This is a genomic window from Anabaena sp. FACHB-83, assembly GCF_014697485.1.
Lineage (GTDB): Bacteria > Cyanobacteriota > Cyanobacteriia > Cyanobacteriales > Nostocaceae > Nostoc_B.
Window position 1 is genome coordinate 71,643 of the sequence record NZ_JACJRY010000008.1, and the last position, 17,868, is coordinate 89,510.

A 17,868-nucleotide genomic window follows, 5' to 3' on the forward strand; every position below is an offset into this window, starting at 1 on the left:
ATTGAATAATCTGTAAGTGAATGTTTTAATTAAAGAGGTAAAAAATAAGTGACAAAAGACAGCCCGATAAAAATAGAAGAGATTGATGATAAATCACCTCATTTACCCAAGGTTATAGAACTATGGAGTCCTAATAGAGGAACGCTTGGCTTTTTCCCCAAAGGTGCTTTTGCAGATAGTGCTAAAAAACGTCAAATACTTGTAGCACTTGATCCTCAAGTAGGATGTGTTGGCTATTTGTTATATCGACATTCACATAATCGGATTACGATTGTGCATCTTTGCGTTGATCGTGAACATCAAAACAAAAAAGTTGCAAGATTACTGGTCAATCAACTTAAAAAAATTACTCAAGAATATAGAGGTATTGGTTTACACTGCCGACGTGATTATGGTTTAGCAGGTATGTGGCAGAAATTAGGTTTTGTTCCTCAGTATGATAAAGAGGGTGGTAGCAAAGATAAGAAACTATTAACGTTTTGGTGGTATGATCACGGGCATCAAAACTTATTTTCTAATAGCCACACTTATAAGTTTGAGTCAAAACTATGCGTTGTTATTGATGCCAATATCTTTTTAAATTTATACGAAGATAGCAATAATGAGGAATCAAAATTTTTATTAGCTGATTGGTTAAAGTCTAATATTGAAATATGCTTAATTGATGAGATATTTAATTATATAAATGTTATTGTTGATGATAAGAAAAGAGAATTCCAAAGAAAACTAGCACAAAACTTTACTATTTTAACAGTTATAAGTGAAAACTTAGACCAAACCATACAAAATTTACATTCTTTTAAATTAGTAAAAAATATAGATATTTCCGAATTGGATATACGTCATTTAGCCAAAGTCATAGTGTCAGAATCTCATATATTTATAACTACTAACAAACAAATTTTAGAGATTGCAGATGAAATTTATGATAGATTCAGGTTATCTGTTTTGACTCCTAATGAACTGCTTATTCAATTAGACGAGCTTCACAATAAACCTGATTATCAACCTATACGTTTAGCTGGAACTCTCCTAAAGCAAATTCCAGTTCAGAAGGGACAAGAAGATTTATTAACTAATTATTTTAATTGTCAAAATCAAGGCGAAACAAAAACTGAATTTCAACAACAGTTACGCCGATTTCTTACTGAATCAGAAAAATTCAATTGTTATATAGTTATCGAAGACAAAAATCAACCACTAGCTTTATTTGTATACGGTAAACACAAAAGAGATGAATTAGAAATTCCACTGATAAGAGTTGCGAAAAGCCACTTGTCTGGCACTTTAGCACGGCACTTAATTTTTCAATCACTCTTACATTCTGCTTATGAAAATCGGCATTCTACTAGAATTAGGGATGTAAACTTAGACGAAACTATTACTAATGCTATTCAAGAAGATGATTTTGTTAGGGTTGATAATGGATGGTTAAAGGTCAATTTAGCAGTTGCTGAAACGGTTTCTGAGTTATCAATACGTCTCGCTGAATTAGCCTCTAATGTAGGGCATGAATACAGTTTTTGTCTTCAAATTGCTAATAGTCTTAATGCCAAAGACTTTGTTAAAGATGTTCAATTATCAGCAAGTATTGAACGATTCTTTTTTCCATTAAAAATTATTGATGCTGAAATCCCTAATTTTATAATACCTATTAAAGCTCAATGGGCAAAAGATTTATTTGATTTTGATTTAGCTAGTCAAACCCTATTTGGTTCAAAAATAGAACTTGCATTTAACCGTGAAGCTGTTTACTACAGATCAGCTAAAAATTCAAGAGGATTAAAATCTCCATGCCGAATTCTATGGTATGTAAGTCCTGATGATTATAACCATTACTGTGGAATAAGTTCTATTCGAGCCTGCTCCTTTGTAGATGAAATTATAATTGATACACCTAAAAATCTTTACCAACGCTTCCAAAGGTTAGGTGTTTATAAATTGGCTGATGTTTTAAATATAAATACAGATAAAAATGGCAATATCATGGCAATTAGATTTAGCTATACAGAATTATTTAAATATCCTATAAAATTGAGTAAAATCCAAGAAATTATAAATAAAAAAGAATCATTTCAATCAGCTTGCAAGATTAGGAAAGATTCGTTTAATAAGTTATATAATTTAGGTTATGGTAATCAATAATTTAACTGTATGTATAATAATATATTATTAATTTCAGTAAAGCCTAAATATGCGGATAAAATCTTTTCTGGAAAAAAGCAGGTTGAATTTCGTCGTGTTCGCTCTCGATTAGATAAAAATGATTTAGTTTTGGTATATGTCTCATCTCCTAGAAAAGCTTTAGTAGGCTCATTTGAAGTAGAGCATATTATCCAAATAGAGATTAAAAAATCGTCAAGAGACTTAAATAAATTTTGGAACCAAGTCAAAAATATCGCGGGAATTAGTTCTAAAGAGTTTAAAACTTATTATAATGGTGCTTCAATAATGGTTGGTATTTTTGTCAAAAATATAAAAATATTGCCATATCCAATAGAGTTAACACAAATTAGAGAAAAACTACCTAAATTCAAACCGCCACAAAATTATCATTACTTAAAAGAAAGCGAGTTCAAAATGCTGGAATCTATGATGCAAGATATACAAATAAATACTTCTTGTAAATAAATTAATTTTAATAAAATATTTAATAAGAATGTCATCTAATAAAAAAAATGAATTCGTGCAATTATTTCAGAAATTTATAAACTCTTATTTGCACACAGCATCTGGTATAAATTATAGAAACTTATATTCGCAACAGCGTCAACAGGGATGTCGTAATTTTGAAGCTATCGTAACAGCAGTAGACTCAGGAGAGAATGTAACAGAATTAGTGTTGCTACAACTGCTACCCTATGAGCGTAATAATAATATTCAAAGAGGCAATTGGATTCATACAAATTCACATATCTCAAAAGATATCAAAGAATGCTTAGAGGGCGCAAACTTGATAGAACCGGAAAATTGGCAGTTAATTTCCCTTGAAATTTTAAAGTTTGTCCGTTGCTGCAATGATAATCCAAAGCAATTATCAGCAGCTTGTAGAGAATTTTTACAGATGCCTTATTCCAAATATTTTCAAACAGAAATCCTCACACCTATTCTTAATGCTCTTCGACCAGATGAATTCTTTTTGATCAACAATAAATCTTTACAAGTAATTAATTACCTGGCCAATACAAACTATGAAGCACATCTGATAGACTATCCAGCAGTCAACAGTACAGCACATCAGTTGATTAAAGAATTTGCTCAAGAAATGCACCAATCTGGTGTGCCAGCTTTGCGAGATGACGACTTGTTTGATATGTTCTGTCATTGGTTGGTAGCAATGAAGACAGATAAATTCACTAATGAAAATCTCCAAAATAAAATTTATTGGAGGAAAGAAATTAAGTCTCCAGAGTATACTTTGTCTCAATTGATTAAAGAAATAGGTCTTGATATAACAACAATAGAAAACTGGATAAACACACTGAATCGTAAAAAACAAGTAATTTTATACGGTTCACCTGGAACAGGAAAAACCTATATTGCAGAAAAACTTGCTAAACATCTAATCGGTGGTGGTGATGGTTTTTCAGAATTGGTGCAATTTCATCCAGCATATTCTTATGAAGATTTTATTCAAGGTATTCGTCCCCAAAGCCAAGACGGTAAACTGACATATCCACTGGTTGCAGGCAGATTTTTAAGATTTTGTAAAAAAGCTGAGTCTTGTCAAGATACTTGTGTTCTCATTATTGATGAAATAAATCGTGCTAATCTTGCACAGGTTTTTGGTGAATTGATGTATTTACTGGAGTACCGCGACAGAGAAATTCCTTTAGCTGCTGGTAATACGTTTCGCATACCAGAAAATGTTCGCATTATTGGTACTATGAATACAGCAGATAGGTCTATTGCACAAATAGATCATGCACTACGTCGCCGCTTTGCGTTTATTGAACTTCATCCAAATTATGATGTGCTGCGACAATATCACCTAAAAACAAGTTTTGCAGTAGAAGATTTAATTAAGATTTTACAGGAGTTGAATCAGGCGATCGCAGATAAAAACTACGAAATCGGTATTTCATTTTTCTTAACAGATAATCTGCGTGATGATATACAAGATATATGGCAAATGGAAATTGAGCCTTACCTAGAAGAATATTTTTTTAACCAGCCGGATAAAGTAGATGAATTTCGCTGGAACAAAATTTATAAACGTATACATATATAAATTAAGTGAGCTTAAAACTTATTCAATTAACAGAGTACGAAGCTCAATATTTTGAGCGTAATGAAATTCCTGAGCAAGCTGGAATCAAATTATATGAGAAATATAAAACACAGATTGATGTAGAATTCCCAACATATAAAACTCGTGAGCGATGGTGTTTGAAAGCTAAAGGATGGGTAGGTTATATCCCTTTAACTTCAGAACTTTTTGTAAAAATAAACCCTAAATTACCTATTAACAATCTTTTTGGAATGTTGGAATATGCTTACAACTTAAAGAGTTTTAATTTTCTTGAAGGTCAAATAAATTGTGAATCATTAGAAGGATTTTATAATAACCTAGCTCATGTTTTATCTCAAAAGATTTTAGAAAGATGTCGTAAAGGATTATATCGTACTTACATAGCAAAACAAGAACAGCTTAACTATGTGCGCGGTAAGCTAAATTTGCAACAAGTCATCCGAAAGCCGTGGGAAGTAAAACTTCAATGCAACTATGAAGAACACACGCCTGATATAGCAGATAATCAAATTCTTGCTTGGACATTATATATTATCGGTCATAGTGGTTTTTGTTCTGAAAAAGTATCAGTAATAGTCCGAAAAGCTTATCTTGCTTTGCAAGGATTAGTAACTCTACAACCTTATAAAGCAGAAGATTGTACTCAAAGACAATATAATCGCCTGAATGAAGATTACCAATTTCTACATTCTCTTTGTCGATTCTTTTTAGCAAATACCACACCCAGCCATGAAAAGGGTCAAAACGCTGCTTTACCCTTTATAGTAAATATGGATCGTTTATATGAAATGTTTGTTGCAGAATGGCTTAAGTGTCACTTGCCATCAAACTTACGCATAAAGTTTCAAGAAATAATCAATATAATAGAAAAGATATATTTTAAGACAGATTTAATCATTTATGATACTGCAAATTTTACACCTAAATATATTATTGACACAAAATATAAAGCTTCAAATATGCCATCATCTCAAGATATAGCTCAAGTATTAGCCTACGCTGTTTCAAAAAATTGCCAAGAGGTAATTTTACTTTATCCCAGTACTTTAACTTATTCCTTAAATACTTTTGTTGGCAATATCCGAGTACGCAGCCTTACCTTTGCACTTGATGATAATCTTGATATTGCAGGTCAAATCTTTTTAGATGAACTTTTATCGAGTAACTAATTTTAATTTTCAGTAATTTAATATAATTTTGATAAAATAATCCTCTGCAACAGCAATGTTAGGTATAGATGAAGAATTTAAGAAAACAAGGATGTATCAGTCTATCAAGCAGGATGGCTTGGAAGAAGGTCGGCCAGAAGTTCAGTTAGAAACTGTACCCCGCTTGTTGGCTTTGGGTTTGAGTGTGGAACAAGTCGCGCAAGCTTTAGATTTAATAATAGAACAGGTGCAGCAAGCAGCTGATAATCTGTCTGTCTAATACTATCAACTGCTTAATGTGTGTTAATTTTTCGCTTTACATTTTGCCGTGTTGCAAAACTTGTTGCAGATGTTGGCGAATTTCTTGTGCATGTTCTATGTCAGACTGGCGCAGTCTTTGAAATAACTCTACACAAGGTTGAGAGTTTGCTTGTTGTGCATCTTGGATGTATTGATCATACGCTTTGACTGCTTCAGCTTTATTATGCAGTACGGTGACAAAATCATATTCTAGGTTGCTAATGGGTTGTTGAGATTGTCCGTTACCTGTAGTAGTCATATTATTGACCTTATGTAAGTTTCTATTTAATTTCTACTTACCCTAAAAGCGCAATTCATCTCTCTAAAAGCGTAGAAAAAAGCACAAAGGCTGCTGATGCAGCCTTAAATAAAAGTTGGATTTTTATAACCACAGAGTTATCACCTATTGGATAATTTATGTCAGTGGTTGATGTTTATCACACTGATGTGAATAGCGAAATTCTTGTTCTGGTTGTTTTTCTCTACCCCCTTGATAGACAATGGGACAAAATTTGGTGTTAGCACTGATGCAGTCCATGTGTGGTGTCTTGGCACAGACTAGTAGTAAGCTGCCTAAAATAAATAACAAGCCACAAATTGCGGCTGTTTGAATCCAAGAAATTTCTAAGGCTCCGTGAACTACTACTTCTCGCAGAACTGAGACAATTGTAACTTCTACTGCTACACCAACAGAAATGCTGTGTTCTTGCAAGTAAATCATTAAGAGTCGAAATAACTCGACTAATATTAAGACAAAGAGAATTTTGGCAGTTACTTGTTTATAGTCTAATGTGTGGGTTAGGGCAATAATTATGCTCCATATCTGCATAATCATGACTGCAAATAAGCTTAAGCACAAGACAATCACAAGTAAGTCTTGAAAAGCTTCCATATTACGAGCAATTGAATGTCGATCAAGCCAGCGATCGCAAAATAAAAAGCGACTTTTGAAGCGTTTTTGCATTGGTATCTTCCTATGAGGTAAATTTCACCCCACACCAGCTAGTCTATCCATTTCTCTTATTGTGACTTAATATTAAGATTCGCGCCTCAGCGTGGTTGGTAATTTAAATTTTGTACTTGTTGCAACAGTTTTTCGGAATTTTGTACCCACTGAACATTTCCTTGAGCTTTATATAAATCTCTCGCATATTGCAGTACTTGTGCAGCTTCGGCATATTTTTTTTGCTGCATAAATACTAACCCTGCACCATAATAAGCATTAGGATAATTAGAGTTAGATTCGGCAGATTTTCTAAAGGCTACCAATGCTTCATTTAATTTCTTTTGATTAAACAAAACTGTTCCTAAATTATAGTGAGCTTCTGCATATTTAGGATTAAGTTTAATAGCTTGGCGAAAGGCACTTTTAGCTTTATCTAGTTTACCTTGTTGCAAATAACATATACCCAGATGATAGTGAGGCTCCGGCGCATTTTTACTATATTCTGCGGCTTTTTTAAAGGATGCGATCGCCTGTTCCCAATTTTGCTGCTGTTGTCTCACTAAGCCTAAGTTATAGTGAGCAAAACCCAGTTTAGGATTTAATTCTATCGCTCTTTGTAAATAATCGTTTGCCTGTTGGACGTTATTACCTTCTAATAAAGCACCGCCTAAATTGGCAAAAGCTAAGGCAAACTGGGGATCGGCTTGGGTGGCTTGATAAAATGCGTCGGCGGCTGGCTTTAATTGTCCGCTTTGCCTATATGCTAACCCTAAATTGTAATGGGCTGCGGCTAATCTTGGTTCTAGCTGAATGGCTTTTTGGAAGGATGCGATCGCCTCTTGCACTCTTCCCGCTTGAATTAACTGTAAGCCTTGATTTAACCAGTCTACAGCCGCTTGATTAAATGATTGTGCCAGCAATACAGCAGGCTCCGCAGGCAAAGTTGTGGGCGTTAGCCAAAAAATACTACCACCCAAGAATGTGAGATTTATTAACCCTATTATGGGATATTTATAGAATAACCAGCCCATTTTTCGCTAATTTTAATTGAGATTAAGCTAATAAAAAATTTGGTCTTGCTGTTAGTTTTAACAAATATTTTAACTTTTCCATTAAAGTTTGATTTGCTTAATATTTCTTAAGCTAAATCTTACGACTGACTACAATTTTTTTAGCATCTGATTAAAAGGAGGATAATTACAAATTAAAGCAGGGATGAATCTTGGTTAAGAGCCAGAATATTTATCCCCAAAAAATACATACAGGTAGTGCAGGTAAGAATAACTTACCGCAAGGGAGGTTGTATGAGCGAAAAAGTCAACACGGGTTCGCGGAACGTTGCAATTGTCGGCCCTTATTTAAGTGGAAAAACTACCTTACTTGAAAGTTTATTGTTTGTGACTGGTGCGATTTCTCGCAAAGGCAGCGTTAAGGATGGTAACACAGTTGGAGATAGTGCAGCAGAATCGCGCGATCGCCAAATGACTGTAGAAGTTAGCGCCGCCAGCACCGACTATAACGGAACTCGGTTTACCTTTATAGATTGTCCGGGAAGCGTAGAATTTGCCCAAGAAACTTACAATGCTTTGATGGGAGTTGATGCAGCAATTGTAGTTTGCGAACCCATACGCGATCGCGTCCATACTCTTGCTCCTCTATTTAAATTCTTAGACGATTGGGAAATTCCCCACATTGTCTTTGTCAACAAAATGGATCGGGCAAATATTCATGTTCTCGAAACATTACACGCCTTAAAAGCCGTTTCTAGCCGTCCATTAGTGGCGCACCAATACCCCATTATGCAAGGGGAACAATTAACAGGCTTTATTGATATGGTGAGCGAACAAGCTTATCAATATCATCCCGGCGCACCAGCCGATCAAATACCTTTCCCCGAACATCTCAAAGCCGAAGAACATGCAGCACGAGCCGAAATGCTCGAAGCTTTAGCAAATTTTGATGACCACTTACTGGAAGAATTATTAGAAGATATTGAACCACCCCAAGAAGAAATTCTCAACGATTTAAAAATGGAACTAGGAGCAGATTTAGTAGTTCCTGTCTTCTTTGGGGTTGCAGAACAAGATTATGGCGTAAGACCTTTATTAGAAGCACTGCTACGGGAAGCACCAGAACCAGAAAGTACCGCCGAACGTCGTTTAAAACAAATCAACAGCAAAGCACCTTTGGCACAGGTATTAAAAACTTACTACACTCCCCAAGGCGGTAAACTTTCCCTGGTGCGAATTTGGCGAGGTAAATTAACCGATGGGATTGTCCTCAACGGTGTGCGTGCGGGTGGACTTTATCGCTTGATGGGACAACAACAGCAATCTGTGAATGAAGCTGTGGCTGGCGAAATTATTGCTTTAAGCCGGATGGAAGGTGTGAAAACAGGTGATATCCTCTCCACGGAAACACTGAAAACCACACTCTCGAAAGCCGAAGAGTTAGAACCTGTGTATGCGTTGGCAATCACACCCGAAAAACGCAACGATGAAGTTAAACTCAGCAGTGCGATCGCTAAACTACTAGAAGAAGATCCTTCCCTGGCTTGGGAACAACATGGTGACACCCATGAAGTGATTCTCTGGGGACAAGGTGAAATTCATTTGCAAGTCGCCTTAGACAGACTGCGCCGCAAATATAACTTGCCCATGTCTACCCATCTGCCGCAAGTACCTTATAAAGAAACAATTCGTAAACCCGTTACCTCTGTACATGGGCGTTATAAACACCAAAGCGGTGGACATGGACAGTTTGGTGATGTCTTCCTCGATATCAAACCCTTACCACGGGGTGAAGGCTTCAATTTTAAAGAAACCATCGTCGGTGGTGTAGTTCCCAGACAGTATATTCCGGGTGTAGAAGTCGGTGTGCGGGAATTTCTCGCGCATGGGCCTTTAGGCTTCCCCGTTGTGGATGTGGCTGTAACGCTAACCAACGGTTCTTATCACAACGTTGATAGTTCCGAACAAGCCTTTAAACAAGCCGCACGTTTAGCAATGCAAACAGGGATACCCCAAGCGCAACCCACCTTACTAGAACCAATTTTGCGAGTACGAGTAACCACACCCAGCGAATTTACCGCCAAAGTCCTGCAATTGCTGAGTGGCAGACGGGGACAAATTCTCGGTTACGAAGGTAGACAAGATTGGCAAGGCTGGGATAATATTTCTGCGTATTTGCCTCAAGCAGAGATGCAGAATTTTATTGTCGAGTTGCGATCGCTCACTTTAGGCGTTGGTTCCTTCCACTGGGAATATGACCATCTCCAAGAAGTACCAGAAAAATTAGCCGAACGTGTGCTTGCTAGTAACGGTAATGGTAACGGTAACGGCAACGGCAAGTAATATTGAGTAAAAAATGTCTTCTCTATTCAGAATCTTGGAGTGGTAATATTTATCACTCCAATTTCTTGCTTCACAACAGTTAATTTTTTAATAGGCAGAATGTTTATCCATTTTTATACCAATACTAAAGATTCATCTTCTTGCCAAGTAAACAAAGGTTCAAGTTCACCTGACTCGGCAAATGTGATTGCAGCTATTAAGCATTGGGGTAAATTAACACAAATTTTCTCAGAATAATTCCCTGCTTGTCCACCTACAACTAATTTTTGCTCATTTGCAGAATTTGTATTTTTGTTGTTTGCATTTATTAATGATTGATAAAAGATAGATAAATTAATTTTATCATCAGAAGTATCTGAGTTGGTTATTTCATAATTAACTGGATGCAAAAGAGAATAAAAAATCTCATTATCTAAAGTGACAGTAACAATATATTGACCTTCATTACCTCCACCAATCATCATATAACTTTGCTCATCAGCTTCTAAACTAACTAAAGTTTTACTTTTACCATCTAACTCACAAATAGCTGTTTTTATTTGTTGCCAATTAGGATTTTCAATGAAAGTTTCTTCATTTTTGTTCCCTGTCCATTTATCTGTATATAGTTTGGATACAAACATTATTTGCTCCTTGTCTTCGGAACTGTAACTTTAATGGTTTGACTTCCACTGGGAGTAATAATCTCTAATTCTTCTATACCTAATTGATAAGCCATAGAATTAACAGCGCCTTGTAAACCACAAGCACGACATAAATCTCTATCTACTATCAAACGCGCTTTGGCTGCTTTAATACCAGCTTCTAATGCTTGCTGAAAGGCATCAGCTTCCGCATGAGTTTTAGAAATAATATTAACCTTCAAAGTTATTTGCCGACGATAGGGATTACTACTAGAATTTATACCAAAAAAAGTTTGACCATTTATTTCTAGTTTAGCAATTGTTGAGCCGTCATTTTCACTATCAGCAGGAGGTAAACCCAGATGCTGTCTATATTCAGCCAAGTCATCAAAAATACTGTCCGTTTTTGCTCTCCTTTGAATTGAGTATTACACTGAACGATAGGCAATGCGGAGACTTTGAATCAAGATAATCAAAGAAGCGATCGCCATCAAGCCGCCCCAAAACCAATAAGGTAAAAGTAAATATCTTTGCATCTGGGCTGTGTCAGATAGCCCCAAAGAACCAGCACTATAACTAAATAAATAATTGAGTTGGTGATAAGTACTCACGCAAGCTTGGACACCCAAAAATTGAATAGCAAAACCTTGCATCCAACGGGGTGCTTTTAAAGAAATACCAAGAATAATTAAACCTAATAAGGGAACTGCTAACAACCCAAACCAAGAACGCACCCAAATTAATGTAGATAATAATAGAAAACTACCTAAAACTTTTAAACTCAAAGATGCGGCTTTAAAACTGCGCGAAGCCATAATCAAAGCTGCACCAGCAATTGGCGGCCCCATTGGGCCAGCCGCAGCGACTAAACCGGGGCCAATGGGGCCAAGTGAGGTGGCGATGCGGTAAGTAGCTACACCGGAACCATTGCTAAAAATTTCTAACTTTTGAAACTGTCCACCTAAAATCAGCGCCATTAAACCGTGTCCCATTTCGTGAAACCAAGTTGCCAGAATGGTGAACGGGTATAAAATATAGTCGCCGCCGGGAACCTGCCACAACACAGCCGTAGCGATCGCAGCTGCAACTAACCAAGTCAACCCCATACGTTCTACCTCTGGTGGGGCTTCTGTAGAGAGCAAAGTTGCAAAATCTTTACTTGGTTCCTTCATGGCGTACTTTCCTGAATGTAATTACCCCAATGAGTGGAGTGTCTTTTCATCCATCCTAATCTAAGGAGGCAGTGGTTCGGCTACGCTCACCAACCGGAGACAGGAGGCAGGAGGCTGAGTGTGGGGAGTGTGGGGAGTGTGGGGAGTGTGGGGGGAAAGACTTCTTCACCATCCTCCCACCCCTCCCCCACTCCCCACTCCCTACTCCCTACTCCCTACTCCCTTTTTTTAAGTTAACTGAAAGATAAATGTTACCAAGTCACCTTTACCGAGGCTGATGCGATCGCCTGGGCGGAGGCGGTGTCTGTTCCCTGGTAATAATGGCAAGTTATTAATATAAGTGCCATTGGAACTACCGACATCTTCAACATAGAAAGCATCTCCCTCAACGCGAACATCTGCGTGGATGCGAGAGACAATTTCTGAATTACTAAACCCGGAAACATCGATATCGGGGGGGATGCGATCGTTGGGTTTACCGATGTGAATTACCGACAGACTTTGGGGTAACTCAATTTCGCGCTCACTTTGAATGTGAACTAACCGCGCTGTTACCTGTTGTAACTGAGTTCTAGATACACCTGCGGGGGCTTGTACAGGTACAGGTGCGGGTACTGTTGCTTCTGGTTCAGGTACAGGTTCAGGTGCGGGTGCGGGTTCTGGTTCTGGTTCGGGCGCAGGTACAGCAGCTACAGGCGGTGGAGATGGAGGTGCGCTTTCCACTGCTAAGGGTTGTTGTGCTGTGGCTGGTGGTGCATTAATTCCTAGTGCGTCTGGTTGTAACAGATCCAACAAAGGATCTGGTGTCACTAATGGTGGTACTTGTATAGGAACTTCGGGAGCAACTGTAGGTGCAACAGCCGCAGGAGAAACAGGAGCAGGTGCAGCAGCAGAATGGAGATTAAACCCACATTGACCGCAGAAAGCAGCATCAGCCTGTACCGTTGCTCCGCAGTTGGGACAGTTACTAGTCGCTGGTAAAGGCGTATAGCAAGCTTCGCACTGGACAGCGCCGTTGGGATTGGGATGATTGCAATTCGGGCAGACGATCATTGATTTAAGCCTTTGTTGAAGATCAGCGTTAGATAGCACTGGTAAGCAGAAAAAACTCCGTAGATGCTTCTGCTTCCACCAATCAGCAGTTTTGCAAGGGGGCAATTCTAGCTTTCGATTTTAACAACTACTCATGATAATGAAGAGTGCTGAGTTGAAAGTGCTGAGTGCTGAGTTAAAAGACCACCCACAAGGACTGGGGAATAGAGTATAAATCTACATCTGGTGAGAAGATGCTGCCCAAAAGGGGCAAGGCATTTGTACTTTTTACTTGACTCAGCACTCAGCACTCAGCACTTCTAAGCTGGCAATTCCGCCCCAGCCGCCGCATCTAGTAGCCACCAAAGTTCCCCTTGAGGGCGAATTAAGCGAGATGGGTAGCTAAAGTCATCGGCTTGAGGGGCAAAGACTTGGGCTAAAGCAGGACGTTTATTAGCACCAGCTACTACAAAAATCACGCTACGAGCAGCGTTGATCAAGGGGTAAGTAAAGGTGATGCGAGGATTGCCATCTTTATTACCCACAGTCACTAAGCGATCGCTCACTTTTAAGGCTTCGGTGTGGGGAAACAAAGATGCTGTATGGGCATCATCACCCATACCCAGCAAAATTACATCTAATGATGGAAACTCACCGGGAGCAGAATGAAAAAATTCTTGTAAATCCTGCTCATGCTTGGCAGCCGATAAAGCTGGATCAGCGTCTAAAGTGGGCATAGCGTGAATATTGGCGGCGGGGATATCAACACGGTCTAACCATGCACGCCGCGCCATTAATTCATTGCTATCGGGATGATCAGGGGGAACGTAACGCTCATCACCCCAAAAGACGTGAATTTTATCCCAAGGCAAATCTTTTGTAGCGATCGCTTCATATAAAGGCTTGGGTGTACTCCCGCCAGATAAGGCAATCGTAAATTGCCCCCGTTGAGCAATGGCGGTTTCTAACTTCGATAAAATTAACTCTAGCGATCGCGCTATCAGCGCAGACTGATCCGATAGAACTTCTACCTGTTTATTCATGGCTTGATAATTACATTGCCGGCTTCCAGCAATACGATACCGAACTTCTTACAAACCCTCCTTTGAACTTTTGAAACTTTTAACATCTAAGACTTATGCACCAAGATTATCTGTGAACAATGGGTGTAGGGGTGAAAGGGTTTTAGATACCTACACCCATATACCCCTACACCCTTGCCCAAACTTTTGATTTTTCATCTCACTGCATAAGTCCTAACATCATCAGTTAGGTGGGCAAAGTTTAACCTATTTTATGGTTATCATCTGTCAGGTTATTTTGTCCGTAGTCAGTGGTACTAACTGGGAAGAGGGGTGTCAGGGTTTAAGGGTGTACTTCGACCCTTCTCCTGTCGGAGACGCTACGCGAATGACAGGCTCAGGGCGGCGCTGCGCTCAGTAACCAGGGTGTAGGGAAATAAGCTCCCGTAGTACTCACTCAAGGTAGGAAAGAGTTTGCTGTAACCTATCACCTATCACCTGCTACATTCCGCAAAGGTGTCCAATTACCCGAAGGAACAAACGCCGCCCAAAATCTGGGATGCTGATATTCTTGTGTTTTGAGTAAATCTAACTGTGCTGCACGCAAAGCTTCATGTCTTCCTTTACCTGCTTGCAAATTCTGGTAATACTTCGCCATCAAATCTTTTGTTGCAGCATCATCTACTAACCACAGACTTAAAACTTGGGTTTGAGAACCAGCAATTACTAAAGCGCGACGCAAACCATACACACCATCGCCCACTTTGACATCGCCTCTACCAGTTTCACAAGCCGACAGCACCACTAACTGATTAGAACGTAAATCTAAACCAGCAACTTCCAGCGCCGTCAAAATCCCATCATCACCTGTTGTTACCTGATTACGTTTGTTTGCACCAGCTAAGGCTAAACCAGAACGCAATAAGGGGTTTTCTACTGCTAATATCTTTTGTGAATTTGGTTTTTCTGCCGAATCTAATGAGGCGTTGATATTTTGGGCAATATCAGCGATGAAAAAACCGTGAGTTGCCAAGTGGAGAATCACCGGACTATGTAATTTTTTCACTGCCGTTTCTGTGGCATTTTTTCCTAATAATAATTTGGCATTTGGCAAAACTTTTTTAATGGCGATCGCTTCATATTTAGTTGCAGACAAGGGCAGAAATTCCAAGGTTGCCAAGTCACTAGAGCGTTGATTTGGCAAGGTCTGTACACTGGGCTTTTTATTAGAGGCAACAGTTGTATTTTGATAGTCATAATCAATATCTGCCAACACAACCGGAGGCGAAGTATTACTAAAATTTGACTGGAAACGTAATAAATCCCGCCCAGTTGTCAGGTAAGAAAATGAATAACTCTGAATTAAAAATTTGTCTTGCTCATCTTTGAGAGCTTCAAAAGGAATTAATGTTAATTGTCCATCAGGAGAAATTAAAATATGCCGCGCATCACCCAACAAAGGGCGAATGGGTGTGATTAATTTTTCATCTAAAGTGCGAGCCAGTTTATTAAATGTTCTACCAATGGCTAACGCTGTGCGGAAATCTATCGCTAATTTATCAATTTCTGCGGCTTCACCTAAATCAACCCATGTTGGTTGACCTTGAGAACGCAATACCACTACCGCATAACGGGGTTTCCCAAATTTTTCCGCTTCCGTTGTGGCTTTGACGTTGAATGGTTTATACTGCACAATCTCTAACAAAGCAGCATCTTGAGGTATTTTGGCTTGGACAGCTAATAAATCGACTGGTTGAATTTGCTGACGAAATTCGGCACTTTTCACACTAATTTTGGCTTCTAGTTTTTCCTTTTCTGATTCCAATTTTCCTATCTGCTCTGTTGGGTTAGCAGTTTGTTGTGTTGAACGGGAAAAAACTAAGGCTGATAATTGCTGTTGTATTTGGAACCATTGAGTAAATAGTTTTTGTGTTTCGGGATTTTTATCTAATTTGCTGCGTAATATTTGGATGCTGTCAGCTACAGCATCTAAGACTAGCCCTTTGCGACGTAATACAGTAGTTAAAGCTAAAGATGCGGCGGCTGGATTTTTCCGTGCTTCTTGTAAAGCCAGGGAAACAGTAGCATCAGTTGTCCCCGCAAAAGTCTTAATATAATCCTGTTTGTTTTTTTCTGAGCCAACAGCAAAAATTAAATCAAGATTTTTGGCTTGAATATCTAACCCACGACGCTGAAAATCAACAGCATGAACAATATCACCCTTGGCTTGATACAGAGAAGCCAAATTAGTTAAGCTAATAGCCACATCAGGATGTTGTTTTCCTAATACCTTTTCATAAATGGCTAAGGCGCGGAGATGGATAATTTCTGCTTGTTTATATTTTCCTTGTGAACTATATAGTGCAGCCAAATTATCTAATTTATTCGCAACATCGGGATGTGATTTACCTAAAATCTTTTCACTAATAGCTAAAGCGCGGAGATATAAAGGTTCTGCTTTAGTAAACTTTCCTTGGGCATTATACAGTGCAGCTAAATTATTTAAAGTAATTGCAATATCGGGATGTTCTTTCCCAAAAACCTTTTCATAAATAGCTAAAGCACGCAGATGCAGTGCTTCCCCTTGTTCATATTTCCCCTGGGAATCATAAAATAATCCCAAATTATCTAAGATAGTTGCAAAATCAGGATGTGAATTACCCAGCAACTTTTCATAAATAGCCTCTGAGCGGAGATACAATGGTTCTGCTTGTTTAAATCTACCTTGTAGACGATACAGTCCAGCTAAATTATTTAAGCTAATAGCGACATCGGGATGTTCTTTGCCAAATATCTTTTCATAGATAGCTAAAGCACGCAGATGCAACGGTTCTGCTTGTTCATATTTGCCCTGTTTTCTATACAGTAAAGCTAAATTATCTAAGCTAGTGGCAATCTCACGATGGAAGTTACCCAATAATTTTTCTTTAATAGCTAGTGAGCGGAGATACAGAGGTTCTGCTTGTTGATATTCTCCTTGTGCTTGATATAGTGCAGCCAAATTATTTAAATTAGTGGCAACAATTAGATTTTCTTGACCAAGGACTTTTTCTCTAATAGCTAATACACGTTCAGCTAAAGGGATAGCAGTACTATATTTTCCTTCCTGGTATAACTTGATGACTTGTTGATTTAGTTCTTCAGCTTCCTTTAAGGCTGCTTGTTGCTCTGGGGAATATGTAGGAGTTTGCTGTTGCGCCATCCCTTTGACTGGCATACTTAACACTAACCCTGGTGTTATTCCCGTCACCATTATCCAAGGAGCAAGACACACACCCGTAGCATTAATCGCACTGAAGAACTTTTTCACAATCAACTCACAAGCATTTTGGTTTGGTTAAGACATCAATCATGTCCGCCCTCAGAATGTTTTGTAAAGCTGTTGTCAACAAAACTCAAAACCTTCTTCTTCCTCTCCGCGCCTTTGCGCGGCAGTCGCTACAAGTCGGGAAACCCGCCCAACGCGCTGCCTTGCCTCTGCGTGAGACAATCCCACAAAATTTCTCGACACTTCACCCTCAGAACCTCAACATTCAGCCTCTAAACCTCAACATTCAACCTCAAAGGCTTACTTTTCACCCTTTGAACTTCAACATTCAACCTTAAAGGCTCAACTTTTACCCTCAGAACCTCAATGTTCAAGTAAAAAGGCTGAAAATTCTAATTCAAAGGCTCAATTTACTATTGAAAAACCAAAATTTTATCTTTTGTAGTTGACAGTTTTGTGGTTTTCTTCATAACATTTGTTGGGTTCCACTTCGTTTCACCCAACCTACAAACTCAGGCGATCGCACTTGAGTTTCTCAAAGTAAAATTACTTTATTTCTTTCTACTTACTATGTCGCTGGATTACCCGGACTACGAGGAACTACGAAAGAGAAGCAAATTTTTAGGATTGCTCTGGCGACTTAGTGATGTGGGCTATTATTTCGGATTAATTGGTAGCATTATTTGGCCGTTAGCGGTGATTGGTTGCCAAATGACAAGTCGAAAACGTCAGTTGCCTTGGGATAAAGCCTT

15 protein-coding genes are annotated in these 17,868 nt (G+C 38.6%); 6 read left to right on the forward strand and 9 right to left on the reverse strand.

The window, feature by feature from the left end; all coding sequences use genetic code 11:
- Positions 1-48 precede the first annotated feature (48 nt).
- The 5 genes from H6G79_RS12315 to H6G79_RS12335 are packed head-to-tail and all read left to right on the forward strand — an operon-like array spanning position 49 to position 5,680.
- Positions 49-2,145, forward strand: a complete 2,097-nt coding sequence (locus tag H6G79_RS12315) for a GNAT family N-acetyltransferase (RefSeq protein ID WP_190590952.1) — start codon at positions 49-51, stop codon at positions 2,143-2,145.
- Positions 2,146-2,154: 9 nt separating this feature from the next.
- Positions 2,155-2,631: an ASCH domain-containing protein gene (locus H6G79_RS12320; protein ID WP_190590954.1), complete on the forward strand. Its 477-nt coding sequence runs from the start codon at positions 2,155-2,157 to the stop codon at positions 2,629-2,631.
- 28 nt (positions 2,632-2,659) lie between these two features.
- Positions 2,660-4,231: an McrB family protein gene (locus tag H6G79_RS12325; protein WP_190590955.1), complete on the forward strand. Its 1,572-nt coding sequence runs from the start codon at positions 2,660-2,662 to the stop codon at positions 4,229-4,231.
- 5 nt (positions 4,232-4,236) lie between these two features.
- Complete coding sequence (locus H6G79_RS12330) at positions 4,237-5,421, forward strand: McrC family protein (protein WP_190590957.1); 1,185 nt, start codon at positions 4,237-4,239, stop codon at positions 5,419-5,421.
- Between the two features lie 55 nt (positions 5,422-5,476).
- On the forward strand, positions 5,477-5,680 hold the full coding sequence (locus tag H6G79_RS12335; protein ID WP_190590959.1) for a hypothetical protein: 204 nt from the start codon (positions 5,477-5,479) through the stop codon (positions 5,678-5,680).
- A gap of 36 nt (positions 5,681-5,716) precedes the next feature.
- Here the strand turns inward: H6G79_RS12335 and H6G79_RS12340 are convergent, their stop codons facing one another.
- The 3 genes from H6G79_RS12340 to H6G79_RS12350 all read right to left on the reverse strand — a co-directional run bounded on the left by H6G79_RS12340 (position 5,717) and on the right by H6G79_RS12350 (position 7,677).
- Positions 5,717-5,959: a hypothetical protein gene (locus H6G79_RS12340; RefSeq protein WP_190590961.1), complete on the reverse strand. Its 243-nt coding sequence runs from the start codon at positions 5,957-5,959 to the stop codon at positions 5,717-5,719.
- 156 nt (positions 5,960-6,115) lie between these two features.
- Complete coding sequence (locus H6G79_RS12345) at positions 6,116-6,664, reverse strand: phosphate-starvation-inducible PsiE family protein (protein WP_190590962.1); 549 nt, start codon at positions 6,662-6,664, stop codon at positions 6,116-6,118.
- 86 nt (positions 6,665-6,750) lie between these two features.
- Positions 6,751-7,677, reverse strand: a complete 927-nt coding sequence (locus H6G79_RS12350; protein WP_190590964.1) for a lipopolysaccharide assembly protein LapB — start codon at positions 7,675-7,677, stop codon at positions 6,751-6,753.
- A 273-nt stretch (positions 7,678-7,950) separates the two neighbouring features.
- On the opposite strand from H6G79_RS12350, the gene H6G79_RS12355 reads away from it, so the two are divergent.
- Positions 7,951-9,999 carry an elongation factor G gene (locus tag H6G79_RS12355; RefSeq protein WP_190590966.1) on the forward strand — a complete coding sequence of 683 codons (2,049 nt, stop codon included), beginning with the start codon at positions 7,951-7,953 and terminating at the stop codon, positions 9,997-9,999.
- Between the two features lie 113 nt (positions 10,000-10,112).
- On the opposite strand, the gene H6G79_RS12360 is transcribed toward H6G79_RS12355, so the two are convergent.
- From H6G79_RS12360 to H6G79_RS12385, 6 genes are all read right to left on the reverse strand, one after another.
- Positions 10,113-10,622 carry an Imm1 family immunity protein gene (locus tag H6G79_RS12360; RefSeq protein WP_190590968.1) on the reverse strand — a complete coding sequence of 170 codons (510 nt, stop codon included), beginning with the start codon at positions 10,620-10,622 and terminating at the stop codon, positions 10,113-10,115.
- Positions 10,622-11,005 (reverse strand): deaminase, encoded by a 384-nt coding sequence (locus H6G79_RS12365; protein WP_190590970.1) that lies wholly within the window; start codon positions 11,003-11,005, stop codon positions 10,622-10,624. The genes H6G79_RS12360 and H6G79_RS12365 overlap by 1 nt, the downstream gene beginning before the upstream one ends.
- A gap of 45 nt (positions 11,006-11,050) precedes the next feature.
- Positions 11,051-11,794 carry a M50 family metallopeptidase gene (locus H6G79_RS12370; protein ID WP_190590972.1) on the reverse strand — a complete coding sequence of 248 codons (744 nt, stop codon included), beginning with the start codon at positions 11,792-11,794 and terminating at the stop codon, positions 11,051-11,053.
- Positions 11,795-12,022: 228 nt separating this feature from the next.
- Positions 12,023-12,847 carry an FHA domain-containing protein gene (locus H6G79_RS12375; protein WP_190590974.1) on the reverse strand — a complete coding sequence of 275 codons (825 nt, stop codon included), beginning with the start codon at positions 12,845-12,847 and terminating at the stop codon, positions 12,023-12,025.
- A gap of 299 nt (positions 12,848-13,146) precedes the next feature.
- A complete protein-coding gene (pgl, locus tag H6G79_RS12380; protein WP_190590976.1) occupies positions 13,147-13,869 on the reverse strand; it encodes a 6-phosphogluconolactonase in 723 nt (240 codons plus the stop codon).
- Positions 13,870-14,335: 466 nt separating this feature from the next.
- Positions 14,336-17,158, reverse strand: coding sequence for a CHAT domain-containing tetratricopeptide repeat protein (locus H6G79_RS12385; protein ID WP_313933908.1), 2,823 nt, complete (start codon positions 17,156-17,158; stop codon positions 14,336-14,338).
- Positions 17,159-17,868 lie beyond the last annotated feature (710 nt).

Coding starts and splice junctions, on each gene's coding strand:
- H6G79_RS12335 (WP_190590959.1), top strand. CDS start 5,477: ATGTTAGGTATAGATGAAGAATTTAAGAAAACAAGGATGTATCAGTCT.
- H6G79_RS12320 (WP_190590954.1), top strand. CDS start 2,155: ATGTATAATAATATATTATTAATTTCAGTAAAGCCTAAATATGCGGAT.
- H6G79_RS12325 (WP_190590955.1), top strand. CDS start 2,660: ATGTCATCTAATAAAAAAAATGAATTCGTGCAATTATTTCAGAAATTT.
- H6G79_RS12345 (WP_190590962.1), bottom strand. CDS start 6,664: ATGCAAAAACGCTTCAAAAGTCGCTTTTTATTTTGCGATCGCTGGCTT.
- H6G79_RS12375 (WP_190590974.1), bottom strand. CDS start 12,847: ATGATCGTCTGCCCGAATTGCAATCATCCCAATCCCAACGGCGCTGTC.
- pgl (WP_190590976.1), bottom strand. CDS start 13,869: ATGAATAAACAGGTAGAAGTTCTATCGGATCAGTCTGCGCTGATAGCG.
- H6G79_RS12350 (WP_190590964.1), bottom strand. CDS start 7,677: ATGGGCTGGTTATTCTATAAATATCCCATAATAGGGTTAATAAATCTC.
- H6G79_RS12355 (WP_190590966.1), top strand. CDS start 7,951: ATGAGCGAAAAAGTCAACACGGGTTCGCGGAACGTTGCAATTGTCGGC.
- H6G79_RS12370 (WP_190590972.1), bottom strand. CDS start 11,794: ATGAAGGAACCAAGTAAAGATTTTGCAACTTTGCTCTCTACAGAAGCC.
- H6G79_RS12360 (WP_190590968.1), bottom strand. CDS start 10,622: ATGTTTGTATCCAAACTATATACAGATAAATGGACAGGGAACAAAAAT.
- H6G79_RS12340 (WP_190590961.1), bottom strand. CDS start 5,959: ATGACTACTACAGGTAACGGACAATCTCAACAACCCATTAGCAACCTA.